The 24160-nt window shown below is 74.4% G+C and carries 23 protein-coding genes; 15 read left to right on the plus strand and 8 right to left on the minus strand.

What is annotated here, in order from left to right; genetic code table 11:
- Positions 1-29: 29 nt before the first annotated feature.
- From hppD to GA0070603_RS01215, 6 genes are read left to right on the plus strand one after another with little or no spacing between them, the layout of a single operon-like run.
- Positions 30-1136: a 4-hydroxyphenylpyruvate dioxygenase gene (gene hppD / locus GA0070603_RS01190; protein ID WP_091305863.1), complete on the plus strand. Its 1107-nt coding sequence runs from the start codon at positions 30-32 to the stop codon at positions 1134-1136.
- Positions 1133-2056, plus strand: a complete 924-nt coding sequence (locus GA0070603_RS01195) for a phytanoyl-CoA dioxygenase family protein (RefSeq protein WP_091305865.1) — start codon at positions 1133-1135, stop codon at positions 2054-2056. The genes hppD and GA0070603_RS01195 overlap by 4 nt, the downstream gene beginning before the upstream one ends.
- 2 nt (positions 2057-2058) lie before the next feature.
- Entirely contained in the window at positions 2059-2856 is a 798-nt protein-coding gene (locus tag GA0070603_RS01200) for a DUF3050 domain-containing protein (RefSeq protein WP_091305867.1), read from the plus strand.
- The gene (locus tag GA0070603_RS01205) at positions 2853-3824 is read left to right on the plus strand and encodes a thiamine pyrophosphate-dependent dehydrogenase E1 component subunit alpha (protein WP_091305869.1); all 972 of its coding nucleotides are present in this window, start codon (positions 2853-2855) and stop codon (positions 3822-3824) included. The genes GA0070603_RS01200 and GA0070603_RS01205 overlap by 4 nt, the downstream gene beginning before the upstream one ends.
- Positions 3824-4789, plus strand: a complete 966-nt coding sequence (locus GA0070603_RS01210) for an alpha-ketoacid dehydrogenase subunit beta (RefSeq protein ID WP_091305871.1) — start codon at positions 3824-3826, stop codon at positions 4787-4789. The genes GA0070603_RS01205 and GA0070603_RS01210 overlap by 1 nt, the downstream gene beginning before the upstream one ends.
- A 3-nt stretch (positions 4790-4792) precedes the next feature.
- Positions 4793-6148: a hypothetical protein gene (locus GA0070603_RS01215; RefSeq protein ID WP_091305873.1), complete on the plus strand. Its 1356-nt coding sequence runs from the start codon at positions 4793-4795 to the stop codon at positions 6146-6148.
- A gap of 72 nt (positions 6149-6220) precedes the next feature.
- On the opposite strand, the gene GA0070603_RS01220 is transcribed toward GA0070603_RS01215, so the two are convergent.
- Positions 6221-7054, minus strand: coding sequence for an alpha/beta fold hydrolase (locus GA0070603_RS01220; protein ID WP_091305875.1), 834 nt, complete (start codon positions 7052-7054; stop codon positions 6221-6223).
- A gap of 58 nt (positions 7055-7112) precedes the next feature.
- On the opposite strand from GA0070603_RS01220, the gene GA0070603_RS01225 reads away from it, so the two are divergent.
- Positions 7113-7802 carry a TetR/AcrR family transcriptional regulator gene (locus tag GA0070603_RS01225; protein WP_244282340.1) on the plus strand — a complete coding sequence of 230 codons (690 nt, stop codon included), beginning with the start codon at positions 7113-7115 and terminating at the stop codon, positions 7800-7802.
- 23 nt (positions 7803-7825) lie between these two features.
- On the opposite strand, the gene GA0070603_RS01230 is transcribed toward GA0070603_RS01225, so the two are convergent.
- Complete coding sequence (locus tag GA0070603_RS01230; RefSeq protein ID WP_091305879.1) at positions 7826-8509, minus strand: SGNH/GDSL hydrolase family protein; 684 nt, start codon at positions 8507-8509, stop codon at positions 7826-7828.
- Positions 8510-8584: 75 nt separating this feature from the next.
- Here GA0070603_RS01230 and GA0070603_RS01235 point away from each other — a divergent pair, with 75 nt between their 5' ends.
- On the plus strand, positions 8585-9046 hold the full coding sequence (locus GA0070603_RS01235; RefSeq protein ID WP_091305881.1) for an SLOG cluster 4 domain-containing protein: 462 nt from the start codon (positions 8585-8587) through the stop codon (positions 9044-9046).
- On the opposite strand, the gene GA0070603_RS01240 is transcribed toward GA0070603_RS01235, so the two are convergent.
- From GA0070603_RS01240 to GA0070603_RS01260, 5 genes are all read right to left on the minus strand, one after another.
- On the minus strand, positions 9047-9949 hold the full coding sequence (locus tag GA0070603_RS01240; RefSeq protein WP_139131784.1) for a hypothetical protein: 903 nt from the start codon (positions 9947-9949) through the stop codon (positions 9047-9049).
- Positions 9950-10063: 114 nt separating this feature from the next.
- Positions 10064-10696: an HAD family hydrolase gene (locus tag GA0070603_RS01245; RefSeq protein WP_091305884.1), complete on the minus strand. Its 633-nt coding sequence runs from the start codon at positions 10694-10696 to the stop codon at positions 10064-10066.
- Positions 10693-11085, minus strand: a complete 393-nt coding sequence (locus tag GA0070603_RS01250) for an MmcQ/YjbR family DNA-binding protein (protein WP_091305886.1) — start codon at positions 11083-11085, stop codon at positions 10693-10695. The genes GA0070603_RS01245 and GA0070603_RS01250 overlap by 4 nt, the downstream gene beginning before the upstream one ends.
- A 245-nt stretch (positions 11086-11330) precedes the next feature.
- Complete coding sequence (locus GA0070603_RS01255) at positions 11331-12554, minus strand: MFS transporter (protein WP_091305888.1); 1224 nt, start codon at positions 12552-12554, stop codon at positions 11331-11333.
- Positions 12551-14122, minus strand: a complete 1572-nt coding sequence (locus GA0070603_RS01260; RefSeq protein ID WP_091305890.1) for a class I adenylate-forming enzyme family protein — start codon at positions 14120-14122, stop codon at positions 12551-12553. The genes GA0070603_RS01255 and GA0070603_RS01260 overlap by 4 nt, the downstream gene beginning before the upstream one ends.
- A gap of 358 nt (positions 14123-14480) precedes the next feature.
- Between GA0070603_RS01260 and GA0070603_RS01265 the strand changes: the two genes are divergently transcribed.
- From GA0070603_RS01265 to GA0070603_RS01295, 7 genes are all read left to right on the plus strand, one after another.
- The gene (locus GA0070603_RS01265) at positions 14481-15761 is read left to right on the plus strand and encodes an SGNH/GDSL hydrolase family protein (protein WP_208862982.1); all 1281 of its coding nucleotides are present in this window, start codon (positions 14481-14483) and stop codon (positions 15759-15761) included.
- A gap of 59 nt (positions 15762-15820) precedes the next feature.
- Entirely contained in the window at positions 15821-17044 is a 1224-nt protein-coding gene (locus GA0070603_RS01270; protein ID WP_091305894.1) for a cytochrome P450, read from the plus strand.
- Complete coding sequence (locus GA0070603_RS01275; protein ID WP_091305896.1) at positions 17041-18024, plus strand: LipP1 family hormone-sensitive lipase; 984 nt, start codon at positions 17041-17043, stop codon at positions 18022-18024. The genes GA0070603_RS01270 and GA0070603_RS01275 overlap by 4 nt, the downstream gene beginning before the upstream one ends.
- 79 nt (positions 18025-18103) lie before the next feature.
- Entirely contained in the window at positions 18104-19225 is a 1122-nt protein-coding gene (locus tag GA0070603_RS01280; RefSeq protein ID WP_091321362.1) for an alpha-hydroxy acid oxidase, read from the plus strand.
- Position 19226: 1 nt separating this feature from the next.
- Complete coding sequence (locus GA0070603_RS01285; RefSeq protein WP_091305898.1) at positions 19227-20540, plus strand: aminotransferase-like domain-containing protein; 1314 nt, start codon at positions 19227-19229, stop codon at positions 20538-20540.
- A gap of 69 nt (positions 20541-20609) precedes the next feature.
- Entirely contained in the window at positions 20610-20861 is a 252-nt protein-coding gene (locus GA0070603_RS01290; RefSeq protein ID WP_013286617.1) for a hypothetical protein, read from the plus strand.
- 39 nt (positions 20862-20900) lie between these two features.
- Positions 20901-22556: a ribulokinase gene (locus GA0070603_RS01295; RefSeq protein WP_091305899.1), complete on the plus strand. Its 1656-nt coding sequence runs from the start codon at positions 20901-20903 to the stop codon at positions 22554-22556.
- Between the two features lie 151 nt (positions 22557-22707).
- Here the strand turns inward: GA0070603_RS01295 and GA0070603_RS01300 are convergent, their stop codons facing one another.
- Positions 22708-24144, minus strand: coding sequence for a glycine hydroxymethyltransferase (locus GA0070603_RS01300; protein WP_091305901.1), 1437 nt, complete (start codon positions 24142-24144; stop codon positions 22708-22710).
- Positions 24145-24160 lie beyond the last annotated feature (16 nt).

Raw genomic sequence — 24160 nt, forward strand, 5'->3', positions numbered from 1 at the left:
CACGGGGGGAACAGGGGGAAAGGCTACCGATGGACATCAATGGTATAGATCACATCGAACTGTACGTGGGGGACGCCCGGCAGGCCGCCTTCTACTTCGACACCGCCGTCGGTTTCCGGCTGCGGGGGCAGGGCGGCCCGGAGACCGGGCTGGCCGGGCAGCGCTCGCTGCTGCTCGAACAGGCCGACATCCGGATGGTGCTCACCACCGGGCTGACCGCCGAGCACCCGGCGTCGACGTACGTGCACCGGCACGGCGACGGCATCGCCGTGGTGGCCCTGGAGGTCGACGACGCCGCCGGTGCGTACGCGGAGCTGGTGGCCCGGGGTGCGACAGGGGTGACCGCGCCGCGCACCTTCACCGGCGCGGACGCCGAGGTGGTGACCGCCGAGGTCGGCGGCTTCGGCGACGTGCTGCACCGCCTGGTCGAGCGGCGCGGCGACGGGACGGAGTTCCTGCCCGGGGCCATCGAGGCGGTGCCCGGCGGCGGCGACGCCCCGCTGCTCGCCGAGATCGACCACCTGGCGGTGTGCGTGCCGCCCGGCCAGCTCGACGAGACGATCGGGCACTACGAGAAGGTCTTCGGCTTCGCGCAGATCTTCGAGGAGCACATCGAGGTCGCCGGGCAGGCCATGAACTCGAAGGTGGTGCAGAGCCCGTCCGGTCGGGTCACCCTCGTGCTGCTCGAGCCGGACACCGGCCGGCGGCCCGGGCAGATCGAGGACTTCCTGCGCTGGCACGCCGGCGCCGGGGTGCAGCACCTCGGGCTGCGCACCGACGACATCGTCACCGCGGTCGGCGCCCTCGCCGGCCGGGGGGTGCGCTTCGCCGGCACCCCGGGGGCCTACTACGACGACCTGGAACAGCGGGTCGGCAAGGTGGACGCGCCGCTGGACCGGCTGCGCGATCTGAGCATCCTGGTCGACTCCGACCACGACGGCCAACTGCTCCAGATCTTCACCGAGTCGATGCACGTGCGCCGCACCCTCTTCCTCGAACTCATCGAGCGGCGCGGGGCACGCACCTTCGGCAGCGGCAACATCAAGGCGCTCTACGAGGCCAAGGAACGTGAACTGGCCGCGGCGGGGGCGACCCCCGCCGTCGCGGCCGGGACGGCAGGAGGAGTTGGGGCATGACCACCACACATCCGGCACTGACCGCCGAGGAGGAGGCGCTGCTGCCGTCCGACGAGGACGTGCGGCACTACGCCGAGCACGGCTGGTACCTGACCAGGAAGCTGCTCACCGACGACGAGGTGGACACCCTCGTGGCGGCGGCCGACCGCTACTACGCCGGGGAACGGGACCGGCGGCTGCCCGTCCGACCGCCGAAGCTGGCCTACTGGGAGCCCGCCAAGGGCGACGTGCAGCGGCACAACGACTACGTGCACTACGAGCACGACGCCCTGGGCCGGATCCTGCGCAAGCCGCTGATCGGGGCGGTCGCGGCCCGGCTCGCGCAGGCCGACGAGATCCGCGTCTTCCAGTCCACCCTCATCTACAAGCCGCCGATCTCCGGCGAACCGTCCAACATCGTGCCCTGGCACTTCGACAAGCACTACTGGGCGTCGTCCTCCTCGGAGAACATGCTCACCGCGTTCATCCCGTTCCACGACTGCGGCGAGGAGATGGGCACCATCACCGTGGTCGACGGCTCGCACCGGTGGCGGGAGATCGGCGCCGACGACACCGTGGTCCGGCACTTCGCCGACCGGGACCGCGACCAGCTCGAAGCGATGCTCGCCGAGAACGCCGCCCACAACCACGCCGAGATCCGGAAGATCCCCATGGTGATCCCGAAGGGGCACATGAGCTTCCACCACTGCCGCGTCTACCACGGCAGCGGCCCGAACGTCAGCGACCGGCCCCGCCAGGCCGTCTCGCTGCACCTCCAGGACGGCGCCAACGCCTGGCGGGAGTATCCGCTCTCCGACGGCACGCTCGCCGCGTACAACCACGACGTGCTGGTCCGCCGCACCCCGGACGACCGGCCCGACTACGCGGACCCTGAATTCTGCCCGGTCATCTGGCGCCACCGCGCCCAGCAGGGAGGCTGAACATGTCACGGTACGACTGGGGTAAGACGCACCCGGGCATCGAGCGGCTGGAGCGGGCGGTGACCGACCGCCGCGACGTGGTGGTCAAGCACCCGCTCTACGCCAACCTCGACACCCACGACGCGCTGGTCACGTTCATGGAGCACCACGTCTTCGCGGTGTGGGACTTCATGTCGCTGCTGAAGTCGTTGCAGCGCCAGCTCACCTGCGTGACCGTCCCGTGGATCCCCACCGGCCCGACCGGCAGCCGCCGCCTCATCAACGACATCGTCATGGTGGAGGAGAGCGACGAGCTGGGCGACGGCTACATCAGCCACTTCGAGCTGTACGTCCAGGGCATGCGGGAGGCCGGCGCCGACACCGGCGCGGTGGACCGGCTGGTCGACCTGCTGCGCGCCGGCCGGCCCGTCACCGCCGCGCTGGCCGAGGCGGGCGTGCCCGCGCCCTCGGCCGCGTTCGCCGCCACCACCTGGCGGATCATCGAGAGCACCCCGGTGCACTGCCAGGCGGCCGCCTTCGCCTTCGGCCGGGAGGACCTCATCCCGGAGATGTTCACCCAGGTCGTCGCTGTGAACGAGCGCAGCAACCGGCTCAACACGTTCGTCGACTACCTGGAGCGGCACATCGAGGTCGACGGCGAGCAGCACACCCCCATGGCCATGCAGATGCTCGCCGATCTCTGCGGCGACGACGACACGAAGTGGCAGGAGTGCGCCGACACGGTCAACGCCGCGCTCGCCGCCCGCGCCCAGCTCTGGGACGACATCCTGGCCGCCGTCAAGGAGGGGCGTCCGGCGTGACCGACTCCGACCCGGTCCGGCTCTACCGGACGGTCCGGCTGATCCGCCGCTTCGAGGAGCGGGCGATCGAGCTGGTCGACGCCGGGGAGATCGTCGGCGGCATCCACCCGTACCTCGGTCAGGAGGGTGTCGCCGCCGGGGTCTGCGCGGCGCTGCGGCCGGCGGACCTGGTGACCGGCACCCACCGCGGGCACGGGCACGTGCTGGCCAAGGGCGCCGACCCGGCCCGGATGCTCGCCGAGCTGTGTGGCCGGGTGACCGGCCTCAACCGGGGCCGGGGCGGGTCGATGCACGCCGCCGACTTCGGCGTCGGGGTGCTCGGCGCCAACGCCATCGTCGGGGCCGCCGGCGCGATCCTCACCGGAGCGGTGTGGGCGCGCCGGCGGCGCGGCGACGACGTGGTCGGGGTGACCTTCTTCGGCGACGGCGCGGTGAACGAGGGGATGCTTCTCGAAGCGTTCAACCTGGCCGCGCTGTGGCGGGTGCCGGTGCTCTTCGTCTGCGAGAACAACGGCTACGCCACCACCATGCCGGTCGAGGGCGCTGTCGCCGGCACCATCGCCGGCCGCGCCGCCGCCTTCGGGATGCCGGCGGCCGCGGTCGACGGGCAGGACCCCGAGCGGGTACGCGAGGTCACCGCCGCCGCCGTCGCGCGGATGCGCGCCGGCGGCGGCCCCGAGCTGGTCGAGGCCCGCACCTACCGGTTCGACGCCCACCACACCTTCGAACACCGGGTACGCCTCGACTACCGCCCGCCCGAGGAGGTGGCGGCCGGCCGGTCCCGGGACCCGGTCGACATGGCCGCCGCCCGGCTCCCGGCGGCCGACCGCGCGGCGGTCGACGCGGAGGTCGAGGCCACGCTCGACGCGGCGGTGGACTTCGCGCTGGCCAGCCCGGTGCCGGACCCGGCCACCGCCCTCGACCACCTGTACGCCAGCGGGCTCACCGCCCGGACCGGAGGTGGCTGATGCCCCGGCTCTCCTACCGCAGGGCGCTCACCCGGGCGCTCGCCGACGAGATGACCCGCGACGAGTCGGTCTTCCTGCTCGGCGAGGACATCCGGGTGGCCGCCGCCAACGTCACCACCGGCCTGCTGAAGAAGTTCGGCCCGGAGCGGGTCCTCGACACGCCCCTGTCGGAGCAGGCGTTCACCAGCTTCGCCACCGGCGCCGCGCTGGCCGGGGCGCGGCCGGTGATCGAGTTCCAGATCCCGTCGCTGCTCTTCCTGGTCTTCGAGCAGATCGTCAACCACGCCCACAAGTTCCCGCTGATGACCGGCGGCCAGTGCGCGGTGCCGGTCACCTACCTGGTGCCCGGCTCCGGCTCCCGCACCGGCTGGGCGGGGCAGCACTCCGACCACCCGTACAGCCTCTTCGCCCATGTCGGGGTGACCACCGTGGTGCCGGCCACGCCGGCCGACGCGTACGGGCTGCTGGTCTCGGCGATCCGCTGCGACGACCCGGTGGTGGTCTTCGCCCCCGCCGGGGCCCTCGACCTGCGGGCCGACGTCGCCGACCTCGCCCCGGTGCCGCTGGGGCGGGGCGTGGTGCGCCGGCCCGGCACGGACGTCACGGTCGTCGCGGTCGGGCACCTCGTGCACGACGCCCTGGCCGTCGCCGACGAGCTCGCCGGCCAGGTCTCGGTGGAGGTCTTCGACCCGCGCACGCTGTACCCGTTCGACTGGGACGGGCTGCTCGACTCGGTGTCCCGCACCGGGCGCCTCGTGGTGGTCGACGACTCCAACCGGTCCTGCGGGATCGCCGGCGAGATCATCGCCACAGTGGTCGAGCGGGTCCCGCTCGCCGCGCCGCCCCGCCGGGTCACCCGCCCGGACGGCGCGGTGCTGCCCTTCGCGCCCGCCCTGGACCGGGCCGTGCAGCCCGGCCGCGACCAGCTCACCGCCGCCATCCAACTGACCTGTAAGGACGGATGAACGATGGACCCGAACTACCCGTGGCCGCCCGCCGGGCAGGCGTGGACCGACCTGCCCGAGCCGACCCGTACGGCGATGGTGGCGGCGGGCGCCGGCGCCTGGGAGAAGATCTTCCACGGCCGGGCCACGTACAACAAGCAGTGGCGGCTGGCCCGGCCCCCGGTGCTGACCGCCGACGCGTTCCGCGAGCTGAACGAGGTCTGCGACCGGATCGCCCAGCTCATCCTGGAGGCGTGCCAGCGCCGCGCCCGCACGGCCGGGGAGCTGCGCCGGCTGCTCGACGTGCCGGAGGGGGAGACCCGGCTGCTCGACGAGGACGAGCCGCTGCACGAGGGGCTGCTCGCCGCGTACCGGCCGGACGTGCTGTTCTCCGGCGGCGTGCCGTGCATCGTGGAGTACAACATCGACAGCAGCCTCGGCGGCGGCTTCGACGCCGACACGGTGATCTACCGGTACGCGGAGCTCTACCGGGAGCACGGCCTGCTCGACGGTCTGCCGGCCCGGCCCGCGCCGTCCCTGCTCGACCAGCGGTTCGTGGCCATCCGCGACACCCTCGGCCTGCCCGACGGCGCCCGGGTGGCGCTGCTCATGGACTTCGACGCCGAGTACCCGGGCCTCGACGACCCGGAGACGTTCATCCGGATCCTGTCCCCGCTCGCCGACCAGGCGAAGCGCTTCGGCATCGACCTGGTCATCGCCCCGGTCTCCACCGCCACGCTGGACGGGCAGCGCCGGCTGGTGGTCGGCGGCGCCCCGGTTGACGCGCTGTTCCGGCTCTTCGTGCCCAACCGGGTCACCCCCAGCGCCGGCCTCGACGCGGTGGCCGGCGCCCTCGCGGCCGGCACCCTGCCGATGTTCGTGAGCACGGCCGCCTGGCTGCTCAGCAACAAGGTGAACTACGCCTGGCTCTGGGCCGACCTGGACCTGCTGTCCGAGACCGACCGGGCGCTGGTCCGCCGCTACGTCCCGCACACCGTGGCGCTCACCGCCGACCAGCTCGACCGGGCCCTCGCCGAGCAGGCCGACCTGGTCGCCAAGCCGGCCGGCGGCTCGGCCGGGCACGGGGTGCTGATCGGCCGGGAGATGAGCGCGGTGGCCTGGGAGGACGGCGTACGGGCCGCGATCGACGCGGGCGGCAACATCCTCCAGCGCTACCACGAGGCCGACCGGGTGGCCATGGACTTCGTGCAGATCGAGACCGGCGAGACGGTCACGGCCGAGGTCCCCTACAGCCTCGCCCCGTACCTGTTCGGCAGAACCGGTTCGGGCGCCCTGGCCCGAGTCGGCTACCCCGGCTGCGAGGGCGTCCTCAACCTGGCAAGAGGCGTCCTGATGACCGGCGTCCTCCTCACGGACTGACCCCGCCCCTCTGCCGTGTTGATCAAGAAGTTTGCGTCTGCCGGAGCCGGAATCCTGACGCGAACTCCTTGGTCAACGCTGGGCTGCGGGGGAGGTGGGGGTCGTGAAGAAGGCGGTCAGGGGGTTGATGAGGGTTGGGGGTGCCACCGCGATGCCGTTGTGGGGGCTGCCGGGGACGCGCAGGGTTCGGGCTTTCGGGATGATCGCGGCCAGGCGGTCGTTGATCTCGGTGAAGTAGGGCGCGGCCTTGGCGCCGCTGATGAGCAGCGTCTCGGCGGTGATCCCGGCGTACTCCTCGGCCGGTCCCTCGTACGCCTCGATCTGCCGCGACTCGGCCAGCGTCATCCCCACCAGGCTGCCCATGGTGCGCCCGACCTCGGTGCGCAGGAACGCCCGGCAGATCGCGGTGCGCACCGCGAGCGGCAGCTTCGACGCCGGGGAGTGGGGGTTGACGGCCGCGCCCACGATGGCGAGGGCCCGCGCGGTGTTCCCGGCCCGGACGGCCTGCTCGGCCGGGTCGAGGAACGTCGTGGGCAGGCCGTGCCCGGCCAGGCGGAGCGGGGCGTCGTAGGCGGCGATCCGGTCCAGCGGCAGCCGGAGCGCGGCCCGCAGCACGACGAACGCGCCGTAGCTGTGCCCGACGGCCCGGCGTGCGCCGGTGTGCGCGAGCACGGCGCCGAGGTCCTCGATCTCCTGCTCCACCGTGTACGGCTCGCGCCGTGGCGCGGCGTCGGCCCGGCCCCGCCGGTTGTACAGGTGCACGGTGAACCGGTCGGCGAGCCGCGCGGCGAGCCGCCGGTACTCGTGGATGGTCACCCCGCCCCCGTGCACCACCACGAGATCCGGTCCGCTGCCCGTCGAGTGCACGACGATCCCCGCGCCGTCCGGTGCCGTGATCCGCTGCATGACCGCTCCCTCCCACCCCGCGAAACCGCGAACGCTGTTTGCAGTTTACAGTGGTGTGGTGAGCGGCGCACCGAGGGATCCGGCCGAGGGCGACTCCGCCGGACGGTCGATCTGGACCCGGCCGCAGCGCGGCGCCCGCGGCCCCGCCCCGACGCACAGCCGGGACGAGATCGTCGCCGCCGCGGTCGCGCTTGCCGACGCCGACGGGCTGGGCGCCGTGTCGATGCGCGCGGTCGCCGGGGCGCTCGGCATGGCCGCCGGGTCGCTCTACCGGCACCTGTCGTCCCGGGACGACCTGCTGGACCTGATGGTCGACAGCTGCGTCGGCGAGCTGCGGCCGTACCCGGCGGACGACGGGACCTGGCTCGACCAGTTCCTCCTGCTGGCCCGCCGCCAACTGGCGCTCCACCGGCGCCACCCGTGGCTGCCCGACGCCATCGCCCGCCCCACGGTCCCCGGGCCGAACACCCTCGCGTACTTCGACGCCTGCGTGCGCCTGCTGCAACCGGTCGAGGCCGGTGTCGCCGCGAAATTCGAGGCGATCGCCATGGTCACCGGCGTGGTCTCGCTCTTCGCCCGCAGCGCGGCGGCCACCGGCACCCTCACCTTCGACCACGTCGACCTGGCGGCGTACCCGCACCTGGCCGCCGCGTTCGCCGCACCGCCGTCGGCCCCGCCCACCCAGGACCTCTTCGAGCGCACCCTCCGCAGCCTGCTGACCGGCCTCCTGACCCCCGACCGGACCTGACCCCCCGTTCCTTGGGTGGCGGCTCAGCGCGAGGGGTGCAGGTGGGCGCTCAGGACGCGGAGGGTTTCCGCTGTCGCGATGGCGTCGCTGCGGGCGCTGCCGTGGCGGCCGTCGCTGCTGTACAGCGACGGGTCCGCGACGAGCGGGTGGTCGGTCAGGTGCACGTGCAGCGTGCCGAGCCGTTCCGCCAGCCGCCCGGTGTGGGCGGAGAGCCGCCGCATCCGCTCGCTCAGCCCCGCCCGCAGCGGCTCCGGCACGGCCGGGCTGTGCGACACGTCGAACATGCCGACCGTGATGACGTCCGCCCCGGCGCCCTTCAGCGCCGTGACCATCGCCTCCAGTTCGGCGTCCACGGCCGCCGGGTCGTACCCGGGGCGGAACGCGTCGTTGCCGCCGCACACCACCAGCGCCAGGTCCGGCGCGAACTCCAGCGCCGCCGCGAGCTGCGTGGCCCGCACCTCGTGCGCCCGCAGCCCGCGCCGCCCCAGGTTCCGGTACGCCAGCTCGGGCCGCACCGCGCGCAGCTCGGCGCCGATCCGGTCGGCCCACTGGAGGTCCGGGTAGCCGTCGACCGGCTCGCACATGCCCTCGGCCACGCTGTCGCCCAGCACCACGAACCGCCGCCACGGGTGCCCCCGCAGCAGCTCGCCGGCCTCACCCGGGCGCAGGCACCACGGATCCGTCGCTTCGGTCACCGTCGATCCCACCCCCGCACGCTAACCCAGCCGCACCGGATCCGTCGATCATGGACCCGACGGTCGCGGACCCGGGACAATGGCGGGGTGCAGGTGGCGGTGTGCGGGCCGGCGGAGGCGACGCCGGAGGAACTGGCGGCGGCCCGGCGGGTGGGGGAGCTGCTGGCCGCGCGCGGGGTCACGGTGCTCTGCGGCGGGGGCGGCGGGGTGATGGCCGCCGTCGCCGCCGGCGCCCGCGACCGCGCCGGCCTGGTCATCGGGGTACGCCCCGACGATGGCAGCGCCCCCGGCCCCGTCGAGCTGTCCGCCTCGGTGGTCACCAACATGGGCCAGGCCCGCAACGCGATCCTGGTGTGGAGCGCGGACGCGGTGATCGCCGTCGGCGGCTCCTGGGGGACCCTCAGCGAGGTGGCGCTGGCGATGCGGCGCGGCGGCATCCCCGTGGTGGTGCTCGGCGGCTGGCGCGTCGTCGACGCCGACGGCGTTCCGGTCCCCGGGCCGACCCACGCGGCCACCCCCGAGGACGCCGTGCGCCTGGCCCTCGATTGATCAACCCGGGTCAACCCGTCCCGGCCCGGTCGTGCGTGACCCGCCCCCGAGCAGCGTGCGCACGCGCAGGAGCAGCAGCAGGTTCACGAGCACCAGCGGAAAGCCGGCGAACTCGTGGTCGAGCAGCCAGAAGACCTGCACCACGAGCAGGTGCAGGACCAGCGCCGCGGCCACGAGCCGCAGCCCGCCGCGCCGGAGCCCCGCCCGCCACCAGGCCAGCCCGACGGCGGTGAGCAGCACGCACGTGGCGGCGGCCGCCGCGTGGACCTGGTGTGCGGTGGCCGGCTCCCGGGCCAGCAGCACAAGCGGACGTCCCAGCGCGAAGACCACGAACAGCGCGGTCGCCGTGAGCACTGTCGGCGCTGACGGCAGGGCCAGTCCCGTCGGCAGCCCCTCCCTCGGCAGCCTGGCGAACCATCGGGCGGGAGCGCCCGCGACCAGGTCGGCGCGGGCGTGCAGCCGGTTGACCGCGTTCTCCCGCTCGCTGAGCGGACGGCGGTGCACGCCGAGGCGGACCACCAGCCAGACGAGAACGACGGTGCCGTAGATGATGGCGGCGACCGGCTCGTAGAAGTAGTTGTTGTCGGCGGTGAGGAACTTGCCCACCTCGTCGATGAAGAGCCCGAACCCGACGCCGCCGACCACGGCGGCGAGCCGGGCGACCCGGGGACCGAGGAACAGCAGGGACACCAGTTGGCCGGCCAGCATGCCCAGGCCGCCCCACAGGACGTGTGCCACGTGCAGACCCCCCGAGCCGACCTCGGGATAGTCCGCCGCCGCCAGGACGGCGCGGGTCACCCCGACGCACAGCACCGCGCTGACCAGGAACAGTTCGACGCGTTCCGCGCCGGCCGCCGAGCGGATCAGGGCCGGTCGCGCGACCGGCGTGTGCCCAATGTCCACCCCGCCATGCTCGGCGACGGTCCCCGCCACGGGCATCGGGTGAACTCCCGGGCCAGCCCCCGAGGCGTGACCCCGAGGGGGTCGCCACGGGCCCCGGGGCGACCAGAGTGCCGGTCAGCCGAGCAGCGCCAGCAGGTCCCCGGGCCGGGCCGCGCTGAGGTCGGCCGCCTCGGTCGGGTCGTACTGGTGGCCCCAGGCCGCGGCCACCGCCACGGCGCCGCTGTCCCGGGCGGCCCGCAGGTCCAACGGCGAGTCACCCACGTACGCGGCGCGGCCCGGTGGCACGCCCAGCCGGCGGCAGGCCAGCTCGACGCCGTCCGGCGCCGGCTTGGGGCGGGACACCTGGTCGCCGCCCAGGACGACAGCGAAACGGCCGAGCAGGCCGACCCGGTCGAGCAGGATTTCGGCGGCGCGGTGGCTCGCGCCGGTGAACAGGCCCACCGGCACCCGGGCGGCGACCTCGGCGAGCACCTCGGCCACCCCGGGGTAGACGGTGACCCGCTCGGCCAGCGCGGCCAGGTGGCCGTGGTAGGCGGCCAGGTCCGTCTCGGTGGCCGGCCGCCCGAGCAGGTGGGTCAGCAAATCGACGGGAGCGCCGAGCGAGTAGCCCGCGATGACCTCGGCGTCGGTGCGCTCGGGCCCGCCGCCGGCCAGCACCGCCGCGCGGTAGGCCGCGGGCACCACCTCGTGCGACTCGATGAGCGTGCCGTCCATGTCGAAGACGATGCCGGCCACCGGCCCGCTCATCCGGCCTCCGCCCGGTGGGCGGCGGCCAGCCGCTTCGGGGCCCGCGCGTGCCACGCCTCGGTGACCAGCTCGGTCAGCTCCTCGACCCCGATCCGGTCGAGCCGGACCAGCACCGACGGGTGGCCCTCGAAGTGCGGCGTGGTGAAGTAGACCTCGGGGTCGTCGGCGAGCAGCGCCTCCTTCGCGCCCAGGTCGGGCACCCGGGCGCCGAGGATCGGACCGTCGGGCGCGGCGTCGCCCAGCGCGTCGAGGTCGGCGCGACGCAGCGGCCGCTCCCAGACGAAGAGCTTGTCGCGCACCCGCCAGGCCGGCAGGTCGTCGTGCGAACCGCGCTCGGTGGTCTCCGGCAGGGCGAGCGCGATCCGCCGGACGTCGTCCCAGGTCGCCATGGGCCGACCCTACGCCGGCCCACCGACACCGACCGTGGCACGCCGGTCGCGGGGAACCGGGCGCCGAGGTCGTCGCGTCCCCCTGCCCGGCGGGAGATCCTGGCAGACTGGCGGTACGGCCAGCCGACCGGAGCGGGGTGCCATGCGCCGGTTCGGCAACGGCGTCGTGGAACTCCGCTACCGTTGACCGCGCTCACCCCGCTTCGGCCGAAGGCCGGCACGGGCCGAAGCAGCACGTCGCGACGTCAGGCCGGGGTGGAGGCCACCGGTTCGGCGGCCGGCCGGTCGGCCGTCGGGCGGTTCAGCAGCAGCGGCGCCACGGTGAGCACCAGGCAGGCCACCGCCATCACGAGCAGCGCCGGGGTCAGCCCGAGCACCGCCACCGACCAGCCGCCGAGCAGGGCCCCGACCGGCAGGCCGAGGAAGGCCACCGAACCGGAGATGCCCAGCACCCGGGTCTGCAACGGCGCCGGCACCCGCTCGTAGAGGGCCGCGCCGAGCAGCGGGTTCACCGCCGCGATGGCGATGCCGGACACGAACGTCACGACGAGCACCACCACGAGGTCGTCGCTGAGCGCCAGGGCCAGCAGCCGGGGCGCGCCGCTGAGCGCCAGCCCGAACGCGAACGTCGTCCCCCGGGGCAGCCGGGTCCCGGCCACGGTGAAGAGCAGGTTGCCCAGCAGCGCGCCGGCGGAGAACACCCCCAGCAGCAGGCCGAACCCGGCCGGGTCGCCGAGCACCCGGTCCACCCAGAGCGGGATCCAGACGGCGACGCTGGCGTTGGCGAACATGTTCGACGCGGAGACGACGATCAGCATGGTGAGCAGCGTGCGGTCGGTGCGCAGGTAGGCGAAGCCACCGCGCAGCGCCCGCAGGTAGCTCTCGCGGGGCGCCGGCTGGGCCGGCGCGGGCGGGCGGACCAGCACGCCGATCAGCAGCGCGCAGGCGGCGAAGGTGGCCGCGTCGATCCAGATCGCCCGGGTCACCCCCACCCAGTCGATGAGCAGCCCGCCGAGCACCGCGCCGAAGAGCGTCATGCCCCGGGTCAGGCCGTCGTAGGTGGAGGTGAGCCGGATCAGCGGCACCCCGGCCCGCTCGGCGGCCGGCTTGAACAGCACGTGCTTGACCCGGTCGCCGATGCCGCGCAGCCCGCCGGCCACGGCGACCAGCACGAGCAGCGTGCCGAACCCCAGCCAGGGCGCCAGCGCCACCACGGCCATCGCGGCGGCGCTCGCCGCGTCCACGGCGACCGAGGTACGGCGTACCCCGAACCGGTCCGCCCACGGTGTGGCGAGGGCGCTGGAGAGCATGTACGGCAGCGTCTCGGCCGCCGCGACGAGGCCCATCCGGGTCGGGCTGCCGGTGGTCTCCAGCACCAGCCACGGGATGGCCACCACCGAGATCCGGGTGCCCAGGTTGGACAGCAGGTCGGCGCCGACCAGGGTGTACAGCTCCCGGCGCGGGTTCACGCCGGACTGCCGATGGCCGAGCCCAGCGACTCGGCGTCGGCCGGGTGGGCGGCGGCGTACCGGGCGCGTAGGGCGCGCTTGTCGACCTTGGCGGAGCGGTTCAGCGGCAGCGCGTCGAGGAACTCCACGGCGCCGGGCGCCCAGGTGTCGCTCAGCTCCCGGGTGACCAGGGCGATCAGCTCGTCGCCGGTGACCGTGGCGCCCGGCGCCGGCACCACGTACGCGTGCGGCAGCTCCCCGGCCACCGGGTCGGGCACGCCGATCACCGCGGCGGCGCGGACCTCGGGGTGGGCGGCGAGCACGTCCTCGATGGGCCGGGAGTAGATCGGCCAGCTGCGCTGCCGGGTGAGGATCCGGTCCTGCAGCCGGTCGACCAGGTAGAGGTAGCCGTCGTCGTCGAGGTGGCCGATGTCGCGGGTGCGCACCCAGCCGTCGACAAGCGTCTCGGCGGTCAGTTCGGGCTGGCCGTGGTAGCCGGCGAAGCTCAGCTTCGTGCGCACCCACACCTCGCCGTCCGTGCCGGCCGGCAGCACCCGGCCGTCGTCGTCGCGGATCTCCACGGCCACGTCCCCGTACGGGCGGCCGCAGGAGCGCAGCCGCTCCGGGTGCTCCGGGTCCTCGGTGAGCCCGGGCAGGGCGCAGATCACGACGGCCTCGCTGAGCCCGTACACGATGCGCAGGCACGGCCCGAAGCGGGCGATGGCCTGGCGCAGGCGGGCCGGCGCGGCGGGCCCGGCGCCCACGTTGAACATGAACATGGCGGAGAAGTCGGCGCCGTCGAGGGCCGGGTGGTCGAGGACCTCGTAGAGCATCGGCGGGGTGACGAAGGTGGACGTCAGCTTCTCGGCGTCGACGGTCCGGATGAACGCCGCCGGGTCCCACTGCTCGCGCAGGAACAGCACCCCGCCGGTGAACAGGTTGAACAGCGTGGTGATCTGGCCGCTGGCCAGCCACATGGGCGAGTGGGACAGGTGCCGCAGCAGCGGGAAGCCGGCCGCCCGGAAATCGGCGGCCAGGGCGAGGATCTGCCGGTAGAAGCTCTCCCGGTGGTGCACCAGCTTGGGCGTGCCGGTGGTGCCGCTGGTCTGGAGGAACGACTCCGGCGCGGGCGCCCCGGCGGGCAGGTCGGCCGGCCCGCCGCCGGGGGCCGTGAGGTCCGGGCCCGCGCCGCCGGGCCCGAGGCAGAGCACCGGTACGCCGGTCAGCCCGGCCGCGATCTCCGCGCCGAGCGGGTCGCGCGGGTCGTGCACGAAGGCGTCCGGGCCGGCCAGGGCGACGAACTCGTCGACCTCCCGCCGGGAGGTGACCGGGGCGACCCACATGCTCCGGCAGCCGAGCAGGTGCAGCGCGAGCTGGAGCAGCGGCCCCTCCAGGGTGTTGCCGAGCATGACCAGCACGGCGGCCCCGGGGCGTACGCCGTGCCGCAGCAGCGCGCCGGCCAGGCCGCGCACCTCGGCGGCGACCTCGGGGTAGGTGAGCCGGCGGCCCCCGCCGACGAGCGCCTCCCGGTCGCCGAAGCCGGCGAACAGGTCCAGCGCCTCGTGCACGTAGTTCGGCCGGTCGGTCATCGGGCAGCCCCCATCGTGGTCCGGGGACGGTCGACGGTGGCACCGGCGCCCGGTGCCACGACTACCGTCGGAAGCGGCGTCCGGGCAGGTCGGAGCCGGGACGCGACGGCAGGTGCCAGGGTCGGCGACCGCACCGCCGCCAGTGCCGAGCCTAGGCAGTCGGAGTCCCCAGAGGACAGCGCCCGAACGGCGTTCGGTGGCACCCCGAAGACATTTGATCATGTCGATAGGGTTGATTGACGCTCGTCATCGCCGACGGTTAGTTTCCGGTCCATCGCCCGGCGGCGGCGCCGACCGCGTCGCGCCCGGGGCTGCCAACGATGGAGGATCAATGCCGACCCCGAAGAGATGGCACGTCATAGCTTCCGCCGCAACCCTGCTGATCGCGGGCACCCCCGCGGTCACCGCGAGCGCCGGCCCCACCGACACCGACAGCGCCCGGCACGGGCGCGCGGAGTGGGCCGGCACCTGGGCCGCCGCGGTGACCCGCGGGAACACCGTCGGCCTGACCAACACCGGCCTGAACAACCAGAGCATCCGGATGACCGTGCAGACCACCGTGGGCGGCGACCGGCTCCGGGTCCGGCTCACCAACCTCTACGGCGAGCAGGCCGTCAAGGTCGGTCACGCCACTGTCGCCCGGCCGGACACCGCCACCGAGGACCGGTCCGACATCGACCCGGCCACCGTCCGGGACCTGACCTTCCAGGGCTCCTCCTCGACGACCATCAACAAGGGCGCCGAGCTGCTCAGCGACCCGCTGCCCTATCCGGTGGAGGAGCAGGAGGACCTGGTGGTCACCCTCTACTTCCCGGTGCTGACCGGCCCGGTCACCTTCCACGGGCAGTCCCGCGTCACCAACTTCATCGGCGCGACCGACCTCACCACCGCCGTGACCAGTCCCGAGTTCACCCGCAAGATCGACTGCTGCTGGATGTTCCTCTCCGGCATCGACGTGGAACGCCGGCTCAGCCCCGGCTCGGTGGTGGTGCTCGGCGACTCCATCGGCGACGGCAACGGCAGCACGGTCAACGCCGACCGGCGCTGGCCGGACCTGCTGGCCGAGCGGCTCATCGACGCCCGCCCCGAGGTGCGTACCCCGGGCGTGCTCAACCTCAGCCTCTCCGGCAACCGGCTCAACCACGAGGGCACCGAGCCCGGCGCCGGTGGCTTCCCCGGCTACTACGAGCTGGGCCCGAACGCCCTGGCCCGGCTCAACGAGGACGTCTTCCCGCAGACCGGGGTGCGGACCGTCATCACCCACCTGGGCATCAACGACATCTGGATGAACGGCGACAGCGCCGAGGCCATCATCGCCTCGCTGCGCCAGCTCAACCAGCAGGTCGAGGAGCGCGGCCTGACCAGCCTGGTCGGCACCATCACCCCGTACGAGGGCAACGGCGGTCCGGGCGTGTGGACCGAGGAGAAGGAGGCCACCCGGCAGGCGGTCAACACCTGGCTCCGCGGCGCCGGCGCCGCCGAGTTCGACGGGGTGCTCGACTTCGACGCCGTGCTGCGCGACCCGACGCACCCGAGCCGGCTGCTGCCGGCGTACGACGCCGGGGACCACATCCACCCGAACGACGCCGGCGCGCAGGCCATGGCCGACGCCGTGCCCTTGCGACTGCTCGGTCTGTGACACCGGTGGGGGCGGCGTCGGCATCACGCCGCCCCCACCGTCTTTCCTGGGGAGGAACTGTGGACGTCGACGAGATCCTGACCGGCCTGTACAGCGAGCAGGGCCGGCAGAACCCGTACCCGTGGTACGCGGCCCTGCACGAGCACGGGCCGATCAACGCGGTCCCGAAGCGGGCCGAACACAGCACGATCACCGCCGTGGCCGGCGGCTACGACCTGGTCGACCAGGTGCTGCGCGATCCCGGCTGGTACAAGGGCGCCCCGCCCGACTGGCAGGACCAGGAGATCCTGCGCACCTTCCTGACCTCGATGATGTTCATCAACCCGCCGGACCACACCCGGATGCGCGCGGTCTTCGCCAAGACGTTCACCCCGCGCCGGCTGGGCGCGCTGGAGCCGGTGATCGTCCGGATCGTCACCGACCGGCTGGACCGGATGGCCGAGGCCGGCGCGGACGGCGGCGAGGTCGACTTCGTGGCCGACTTCGCGTACCCGGTTCCGGCGCTGGTGATGGCCGAGTTCATCGGCCTGCCGGAGGCGGACCTGGCCTGGTACCGGCAGCGGGTCGACTGGATCGACGAGTACATGGACGTGGCCGGCAAGACGCCGGAGCGGCTGGCCCGCGCCAACCAGGCCGCCGAGGAGCTGCGCGGCTACTACCGCGAGCTTCTCGCCCACCGGCGGCGGCAGCCCGGCGAGGACCTGATCAGCGGTCTGGTCGAGGTGCTGGACGCCGGCGGTGTCGACCTCACCGAGGAGGAGTTGATCAGCAACCTCATCGTGCTGTTCAACGCCAGCTTCGTCACCACCGTCTACATGTTCAGCAACGGCCTCCCGCTGCTCCTGGCCCACCCGGACGTGATCGCCGCGCTGCCCGGCGACGACGCGCTGGCGCGGGGCTGCGTGGACGAGGTCCTGCGGATGGAGAGCCCGGTGCACTTCCTGGCCCGCGCCGCGCCGCACGACACCGAGGTCGGCGGCCTGCCGGTCGCGCGGGACGAGAACGTGCTGTTGCTGATCGCCGCGGCCAACCGCGACCCGGCCCGCTTCCCCGACCCGGACCGCTTCGACCCGCACCGCGCGGGCCCGCCCTCGCTCGCCTTCGGCGTCGGGCTGCACTTCTGCCTCGGCTCTGCGGTGTCCAGGCTGGAGGGCCGGCTCGCCCTGCCCCGGCTCTTCGCCCGCTTCCCCGAGCTGGCGGTCAGCCAGCCCTACACGTACAGCGGCAGCCTCTTCCTGCGCGGCATCGACAAGCTCTTCGTGACCACCGGGGAGGCCCGATGACGCTCGACCCGCAGGTGGCGGCGTGGCGGTCCGCGCGCGCGGCCGCCGGCACCGCGCCCCTCTACACCCAGACCCTGGCGGAGGCCCGCGCCGCCGACCTCGCCGCGATCCGCGCCGGCGCCGGCGCGGTCGAGCCGGTCGAAGAGGTACGCGACACGCAGGTCCCCGGCCCGGACGGGCCGCTTCCGGTGCGCATCCACCGGCCGGCAGGGGACGGCCCGCTGCCCACCCTCGTCTACTTCTTCGGCGGCGGCTGGACGCTCGGCAGCGTGGACACCGCCGACGGGATCTGCCGCCGGCTGGTCAACCTCGCCGGCTGCCAGACGGTGACCGTCGGCTACCGGCTGGCCCCCGAGCACCGCTTCCCGGCCGCCGTTGACGACTGCCACGCGGCGCTGCGCTGGCTGGCCGCGCACGCCGACGAGTTCCGCGTCGACCCGGAGCGGCTGGCCGTCGGCGGGGACAGCGCCGGCGGCAACCTGGCCGCCGCCGTCACCCTGCTGGCCCGCGCCGACGGCGGCCCCCGGCTCGCCGCCCAGCTCCTGGTCTATCCGAACACCGACCAGCGGCCCGGCCGCGGGCCCACCGGCACGGAGGACCCGCTGCTGTTCAACCGGCACTCGGTCGAGTGGTACCGGCGGCACTACCTGGCCGACCCCGGCGACGCCGCCCACCCGCTCGCCTCGCCGCTGCTCGCGGAGGACCTCTCCGGCCTGCCCCCGGCCCTGGTCATCACGGCCGAGCACGACCCGCTGCGCGACGAGGGGGAGCGGTACGCCGAGCGGCTGGCCGAGGCCGGCGTCCCCACCGAGGCCACCCGGTACGACGGCATGGTCCACGGCTTCTTCGCGATGCCGGGCGTGTTCGACGCGGGGCGGCGGGCCCAGGAGCAGGCGGCCGCCTTCCTGCGAACACGCTTCGGCCTCACCCCGGCCGGGTCGGCCGCCGGCACGGCGGCGGGCGGACCGGACCGTGGCTGACCTCCGGACGACCGACCCGGAGCCGGCGACGCCTCACCCGCTCAACCCGGCGGACGTCACCCCGACGCCGGTCGAGCCGGTGGCGGGGCGGGGAGCGGCTGAGCCCGGCGAACCCGCGTTCGTGGCGCCGGCCAGCCTGGCCGACTTCGCGGAGCTGGCCCGGGCCGCGCTCCCCGCCGACGTGTGGGACTTCGTGGCCGGCGGCAGCGGCACCGAGACCACCCTCGCCGCGAACCGGGCGGCCCTGGACCGGGTGGCGGTGCTGCCCCGGATGCTGGCCGGGGTGGACACCCCGTCCACCGAGGCGGCCCTGCCCGGCGGCCGCTACGCCCTGCCGGTGGCGGTCGCGCCCATGGCGTACCAGAAACTGCTGCACCCCGACGGCGAGGTGGGGCTCGCGGAGGCGGCCCGCGCGGCCGGCGTGCCCTACGTGGCGAGCACCCTGGCCAGCACGCCCGTCGAGGAGGTCGCCGCGGTCGGCGGCACGGTCTGGTTCCAGCTCTACTGGCTGCGCGACCGGGGCATGGTGGCCGACCTGCTGGACCGGGCGCTCACCGCGGGCTGCGCCGGGCTCATGGTCACCGTCGACGTGCCGGTGCTCGGCCGGCGGCTGCGCGACGTGCGCAACGGCTTCGCCCTGCCGCCGCACGTCACCGCCGCGAACCTGCCCGGCGGCCGGGACGACCTGGCCCACCAGGGCACGCCCGGGGTGTCCGCGGTGGCCGCGCACACCGGCGCGGTCTTCGCCCCCGCGCTGAGCTGGGCCGACCTGGCCTGGCTGCGGGAGCGTACCCCGGTGCCGTTGCTCGTGAAGGGCATCCTGGACCCACGCGACGCGGTCCGCGCGGCGGACCTCGGCGTGGACGCCGTGGTGGTCTCCAACCACGGCGGCCGGCAGCTGGACGGCGCGCCGGGCAGCGCGGCCGTGCTGCCCGAGGTGGTCGCCGCGGTGGGGGAGCGCTGCGCGGTGCTGCTGGACAGCGGCGTGCGCGGCGGCACCGACGTGCTGCGCGCCCTCGCCCTCGGCGCGGCCGGCGTGCTTGTCGGCCGGCCGTTGCTCTGGGCCCTGGCGGCCGGCGGGCGGGCCGGCGCCGAGGCGGCCCTGGCGCTGCTCGCCGCCGAGTTGCGCGACGCGTTCATCCTCAGCGGCTGCGCCGACCCGGCGGCGGCCCGCGAGCTGCGTACCCGGACCGGAGGCTGACGTGGAGCCCGTGGACCTGGCCGTCACGGACCTGCACCCGAGCGTGGACGACCCCGCGTTGAACTCGATGAACTTCCTCAACGAGGTGGCGCAGCACTACCCGGAGGCGGTGTCGCTCGCCGCCGGCCGGCCGTACGAGGAGTTCTTCGACTCGGCCGTGCTGCACGAGCACCTGGACGCGTTCCGCCGGCACCTCGCCGACGACCTCGGCCTGAGCCCGGCGCAGGTCGACCGGACGCTGCTCCAGTACGGCCGGACCAAGGGCGTCGTCCACCACCTGATCGCCCGCAACCTGGCCGTGGACGAGCAGCTCACCGTCGACCCGGAGGCGATAGTGGTGACCGTCGGCTGCCAGGAGGCCATGTTCCTGGTGCTGCGCGCGCTGCGCGCCGGGCCGCGGGACGTGCTGCTCGCCGTGGCCCCCACGTACGTCGGGCTGACCGGCGCGGCCCGCCTCGTGGACCTTCCGGTGCGCCCGGTCACCGGCGGGCCGGACGGCGTCGACCTGGCCGACCTGCGCGCCCAGGTGCACCAGGCCCGGGCCGAGGGTTTGCGACCGCGCGCCTGCTACGTGATGCCCGACTTCGCCAACCCCTCCGGCGTGCGGATGGACCTGCCCCAGCGCCGGCGGCTGCTCGACCTGGCCGCCGAGGAGGACCTGCTGCTGATCGAGGACAACCCGTACGGCCTCTTCCCGGCCGCCGGCGCCGAGCGGCTGCCCACCCTCAAGGCGCTGGACACCCGCCGCCGGGTGGTCTATCTGGGCTCGTTCGCCAAGACCGTGCTGCCCGGCGCCCGGGTCGGCTACGTGGTCGCCGACCAGCGGGTGGCCGGCTCCCACGGCACGGTCGGCCCGCTCGCCGACCAGCTCGCGAAGATCAAGAGCATGGTCACCGTGAACACCTCGCCGATCAGCCAGGCCGTGATCGGCGGGGCGCTGCTGGCCCACGACTGTTCGCTGGTCGCCGCCAACGTCCGGGAGCGGGCCGCGTACGCCCGCAACCTGCGGCACATGGTCGACGGGCTGGCCCGCCGCTTCCCGGCCGGCGGGCCGGTGCGCTGGAACGTCCCGGCCGGCGGCTTCTTCGTGGTGGTCACCGTGCCGTTCACGGTGGACGACGCGCTGCTGCACCGCTCCGCCCGCGGGTACGGCGTGCTCTGGACCCCGATGGCGCACTTCTACGACGCCGGCACGCCGGTGAACGCGCTGCGCCTGTCGGTCAGCGCGGTCACCCCGGAGCAGATCGACCTGGGCCTGGACCGGCTCGCCGCGCTGATCACCGACGAACTGGCCACGGTGGGCGCGCCGGCCTGACACCGCACTGTCGTCGTTCCGCCACCACCCGTGTTCCCGGGCGGGACGGCCACCGTTGATAATGGACGGATGGTTGCCTGGGAGTACGCGTTGCTGGTCCGCCGCTATCAGGGGCAGGGCCGCAATTTCCACGTCTCGTTCGTCTGGTACGGCCCGGACGGGTCGCGCACCGACGTGACCGCGTACGGCGACACCGCGATCGCGCACCTCAACCGGGTCGGCCGGGAGGGCTGGGAACTGGTCTCCGCCGCCGAGGACGTGAACAACGTGCAGGGCAGCACCGAGGTGCACCGCTACCACCTCAAGCGCCCCCTGCGCTGAGCGGCTAGCGTGATCCTCCCAGGTGGGGGAGGAGCAACGGTGGGCCGGTACGTCGTCGGGGTGGACTTCGGCACGCTGTCCGGGCGGGCCGTGGTGGTCGACGTGGCCGACGGCGCCGAGCGGGGCAGCGCGGTGCACGCGTACCGGCACGGGGTCATCACGGAGCGGCTGCCCGGCGGGCCGGCGCTGCCGCACGGCTGGGCGCTCCAGGACCCGGCGGACCACGTCGAGGTGCTGCGCACCGCGGTGCCCGCCGCCGTCCGCGCCGCCGGGATCGACCCGGCGGAGGTGGTCGGCGTGGGCCTCGACGCCACCTCCTGCACGGTGCTGCCCACCCGCGCCGACGGCACCCCGCTCGCCGAGCTGCCGGAGTTCCGGGCCCGCCCGCACGCCTGGCCGAAGCTCTGGAAGCACCACTCGGCGCAGCGGCAGGCCGACCGGATCAACGCCCTGGCCGCCGAGCGCGGCGAGCCCTGGCTGGCCCGGTACGGCGGTCGGGTCTCCGCCGAGTGGCAGCTCGCCAAGGCCCTGGAGGTGCTGGAGGAGGACCCGCAGGTCTTCCGCCGCGCCGACCGCTGGGTCGAGACCGCCGACTGGCTGGTCCGGCGACTCTGCGGCAATCCGACGCGGAATGCCTCCGCCGCCGGCTTCAAGGGGCTACGCCAGGACGGCCGCTACCCGGCCGCCGACTTCCTCGCCGCGCTGCACCCGGACCTGCCGGGCCTGCTCACGAAGATCGACGACGGGCCGTTGCTGCCGCCGGCCGCCCGGGCCGGCGGGCTGACCGCCGAGGCCGCCGGCTGGACCGGACTGCCCGCCGGCATCGCCGTGGCCGCCGGGGCCATCGACGCCCACGTCACCGCGGCGGCGGCCCGGTCGGTCGCGCCCGGCCGGATGCTCGCCGTCCTCGGCACCTCCACCTGCCTGATCATGAACGCCGACACCTGCCACGAGGTGCCCGGCGTCTGCGGCGTCGTCGAGGGTGGCGTCACCGCCGGCCGGTGGGGCTACGAGGCCGGCCAGAGCGGCGTCGGCGACATCTTCGCCTGGTACGTCGACAGCGCCCTGCCCGCGTCGTACGCCGCCGAGGCCGCCCGCCGCGGGATGCCCGTGCAGGACCTGCTCGACACGCTCGCCGCCGACCAGCCGGTGGGCGGGCACGGGCTGCTCGCGCTGGACTGGCACAGCGGCAACCGGTCGGTGCTCATGGACCACGAGCTGAGCGGGGTGCTGGTCGGGCTCACCCTGGCCACCCGGCCCGAGGAGATCTGGCGCGCCCTGCTGGAGGCGACGGCGTTCGGCGCCCGCACCGTCGTCGAGGCGTTCGAGGCCGCCGGCGTACCCGTCGACGAGCTCACCGCCGCCGGTGGGCTCACCGCCAACCGGCTGCTGCTGCGCATCTACGCCGACGTGCTGCGCCGCCCGCTGCACGTCCTCGACGCCGCCCACCCGGCGGCGCTGGGCGCGGCCATCCACGCGGCCGTGGCCGCCGGGGCGTACCCGGACGTGGAGAGCGCATCGGCGGCCATGGGCGCGTCACACCGCGAGACCTGGCACCCGGACCCGGCCCGGGCGGCGGCGTACGACGAGCTGTACGCCGACTACCAAACCCTGCACGACCACTTCGGCCGCGGCGGCACGAACATCCTCCACCGCCTACAGGCGCGCCGCCACCACTCCCACCGAACCCCCTGACCCGCCCGAGACCCGCCCCCACCCGCCCACACCCGCCCAGCCCGGCGCATGCGGCGGGTCAGGCGGGCGTGCGGCAGTGGCGCGGGCACGGCCGGTGGGACGGGGACGCCCCGCGCGGCCGAGGCCGGGCGGGGCGTCCAGGAAGAGATGGTCAGCCGAGGTCGACGGACGGGTAGAGGGGGAAGCTGCTGAGCAGGTCGCTGGCCTGCTTGCTCACCGTCTCGGCCAGGGCCGGGTCGAGGACGTACTTGGCCTTGGACGGGGTGCCGTCGGCGTTCGCGCCCGGGGTGGTCTGGCTGAGCACGGTGTGCATCAGCTCGGCGGTGGTGTCCATCTCGCTGGCGCCCAGCCCGCGGGTGGTCAGCGCCGGGGTGCCGATCCGGATGCCGGAGGTGTACCAGGCGCCGTTCGGGTCCTGCGGGACGGCGTTGCGGTTGGTCACGATGCCCGAGTCGAGCAGCGCCTGCTCGGCCTGGCGACCGGTGAGGCCGTAGCCGGAGACGTCGATGAGCACGAGGTGGTTGTCGGTGCCGCCGGTGACCAGCTTCGCGCCCCGGCGCAGCAGCCCCTCGGCGAGGGCCTGGGCGTTGTCGACGATCCGCTGGGCGTAGTCGGCGAAGTCGGGGCGGCGGGCCTCGGCCAGGGCGACGGCCTTGGCGGCCATCACGTGCGGCAGCGGGCCGCCGAGCACCATGGGGCAGCCCCGGTCGACCTGGTCGGCCAGCTCGGGACCGCAGAGCACCATGCCGCCGCGCGGGCCGCGCAGCGACTTGTGGGTGGTGGTGGTGACGATGTGCGCGTGCGGCACCGGGTCGAAGTCGCCGGTGAAGACCTTGCCGGCGACCAGGCCCGCGAAGTGCGCCATGTCGACCATGAAGGTGGCGCCGACGGAGTCGGCGATCTCCCGCATGATCCGGAAGTTCACCTTCCGGGGGTACGCCGAGTAGCCGGCGACCAGGATCAGCGGCTTGAACTCGCGGGCCGCCTCGGCGACCTTGTCGTAGTCGACCAGGCCGGTGGCCGGGTCGGTGCCGTAGCTGCGCTGGTCGAACATCTTGCCGGAGATGTTGGGCCGGAAGCCGTGGGTGAGGTGGCCGCCGGCGTCCAGCGACATGCCGAGCATCCGCTGGTTGCCCAGCTCGCGGCGCAGCGCGAACCAGTCGGCCTCGGTGAGGTCGTTGACCTGGCGTACCTGGGCCTTCCTGAGCGCCGGGGACTCGACCCGGTCGGCCAGGATGGCCCAGAAGGCGACCAGGTTGGCGTCGATGCCGGAGTGCGGCTGCACGTACGCGTGGGCGGCGCCGAACAGTTCCTTGGCGTGGTCGGCGGCGAGCGCCTCGACGGTGTCGACGTTCTGGCAGCCGGCGTAGAAGCGGCGGCCGATGGTGCCCTCGGCGTACTTGTCGCTGAACCAGTTGCCCATGGCCAGCAGGGTGGCCGGGGAGGCGTAGTTCTCGCTGGCGATGAGCTTGAGCGATTCGCGCTGGTCGGCCAGTTCGGCCCCGATGGCGTCCGCCACCCGCGGCTCGACGGCCCGGATCACCTCCAGCGCGCTGCGGAAGGCGGTGGATTCGGCGTTCAGCGACATGCGACCTCCTGGTGAC

The sequence above is a fragment of the Micromonospora chersina genome (genome assembly GCF_900091475.1).
GTDB classification, from domain to species: domain Bacteria; phylum Actinomycetota; class Actinomycetes; order Mycobacteriales; family Micromonosporaceae; genus Micromonospora; species Micromonospora chersina.

Excerpts from the sequence above, each read along its gene's own strand:
- hppD (WP_091305863.1), top strand. The coding sequence starts at position 30 with ATGGACATCAATGGTATAGATCACATCGAACTGTACGTGGGGGACGCC.
- GA0070603_RS01195 (WP_091305865.1), top strand. The coding sequence starts at position 1,133 with ATGACCACCACACATCCGGCACTGACCGCCGAGGAGGAGGCGCTGCTG.
- GA0070603_RS01200 (WP_091305867.1), top strand. The coding sequence starts at position 2,059 with ATGTCACGGTACGACTGGGGTAAGACGCACCCGGGCATCGAGCGGCTG.
- GA0070603_RS01210 (WP_091305871.1), top strand. The coding sequence starts at position 3,824 with ATGCCCCGGCTCTCCTACCGCAGGGCGCTCACCCGGGCGCTCGCCGAC.
- GA0070603_RS01215 (WP_091305873.1), top strand. The coding sequence starts at position 4,793 with ATGGACCCGAACTACCCGTGGCCGCCCGCCGGGCAGGCGTGGACCGAC.
- GA0070603_RS01220 (WP_091305875.1), bottom strand. The coding sequence starts at position 7,054 with ATGCAGCGGATCACGGCACCGGACGGCGCGGGGATCGTCGTGCACTCG.
- GA0070603_RS01245 (WP_091305884.1), bottom strand. The coding sequence starts at position 10,696 with ATGAGCGGGCCGGTGGCCGGCATCGTCTTCGACATGGACGGCACGCTC.
- GA0070603_RS01250 (WP_091305886.1), bottom strand. The coding sequence starts at position 11,085 with ATGGCGACCTGGGACGACGTCCGGCGGATCGCGCTCGCCCTGCCGGAG.
- GA0070603_RS01260 (WP_091305890.1), bottom strand. The coding sequence starts at position 14,122 with ATGACCGACCGGCCGAACTACGTGCACGAGGCGCTGGACCTGTTCGCC.
- GA0070603_RS01275 (WP_091305896.1), top strand. The coding sequence starts at position 17,041 with ATGACGCTCGACCCGCAGGTGGCGGCGTGGCGGTCCGCGCGCGCGGCC.
- GA0070603_RS01290 (WP_013286617.1), top strand. The coding sequence starts at position 20,610 with ATGGTTGCCTGGGAGTACGCGTTGCTGGTCCGCCGCTATCAGGGGCAG.
- GA0070603_RS01300 (WP_091305901.1), bottom strand. The coding sequence starts at position 24,144 with ATGTCGCTGAACGCCGAATCCACCGCCTTCCGCAGCGCGCTGGAGGTG.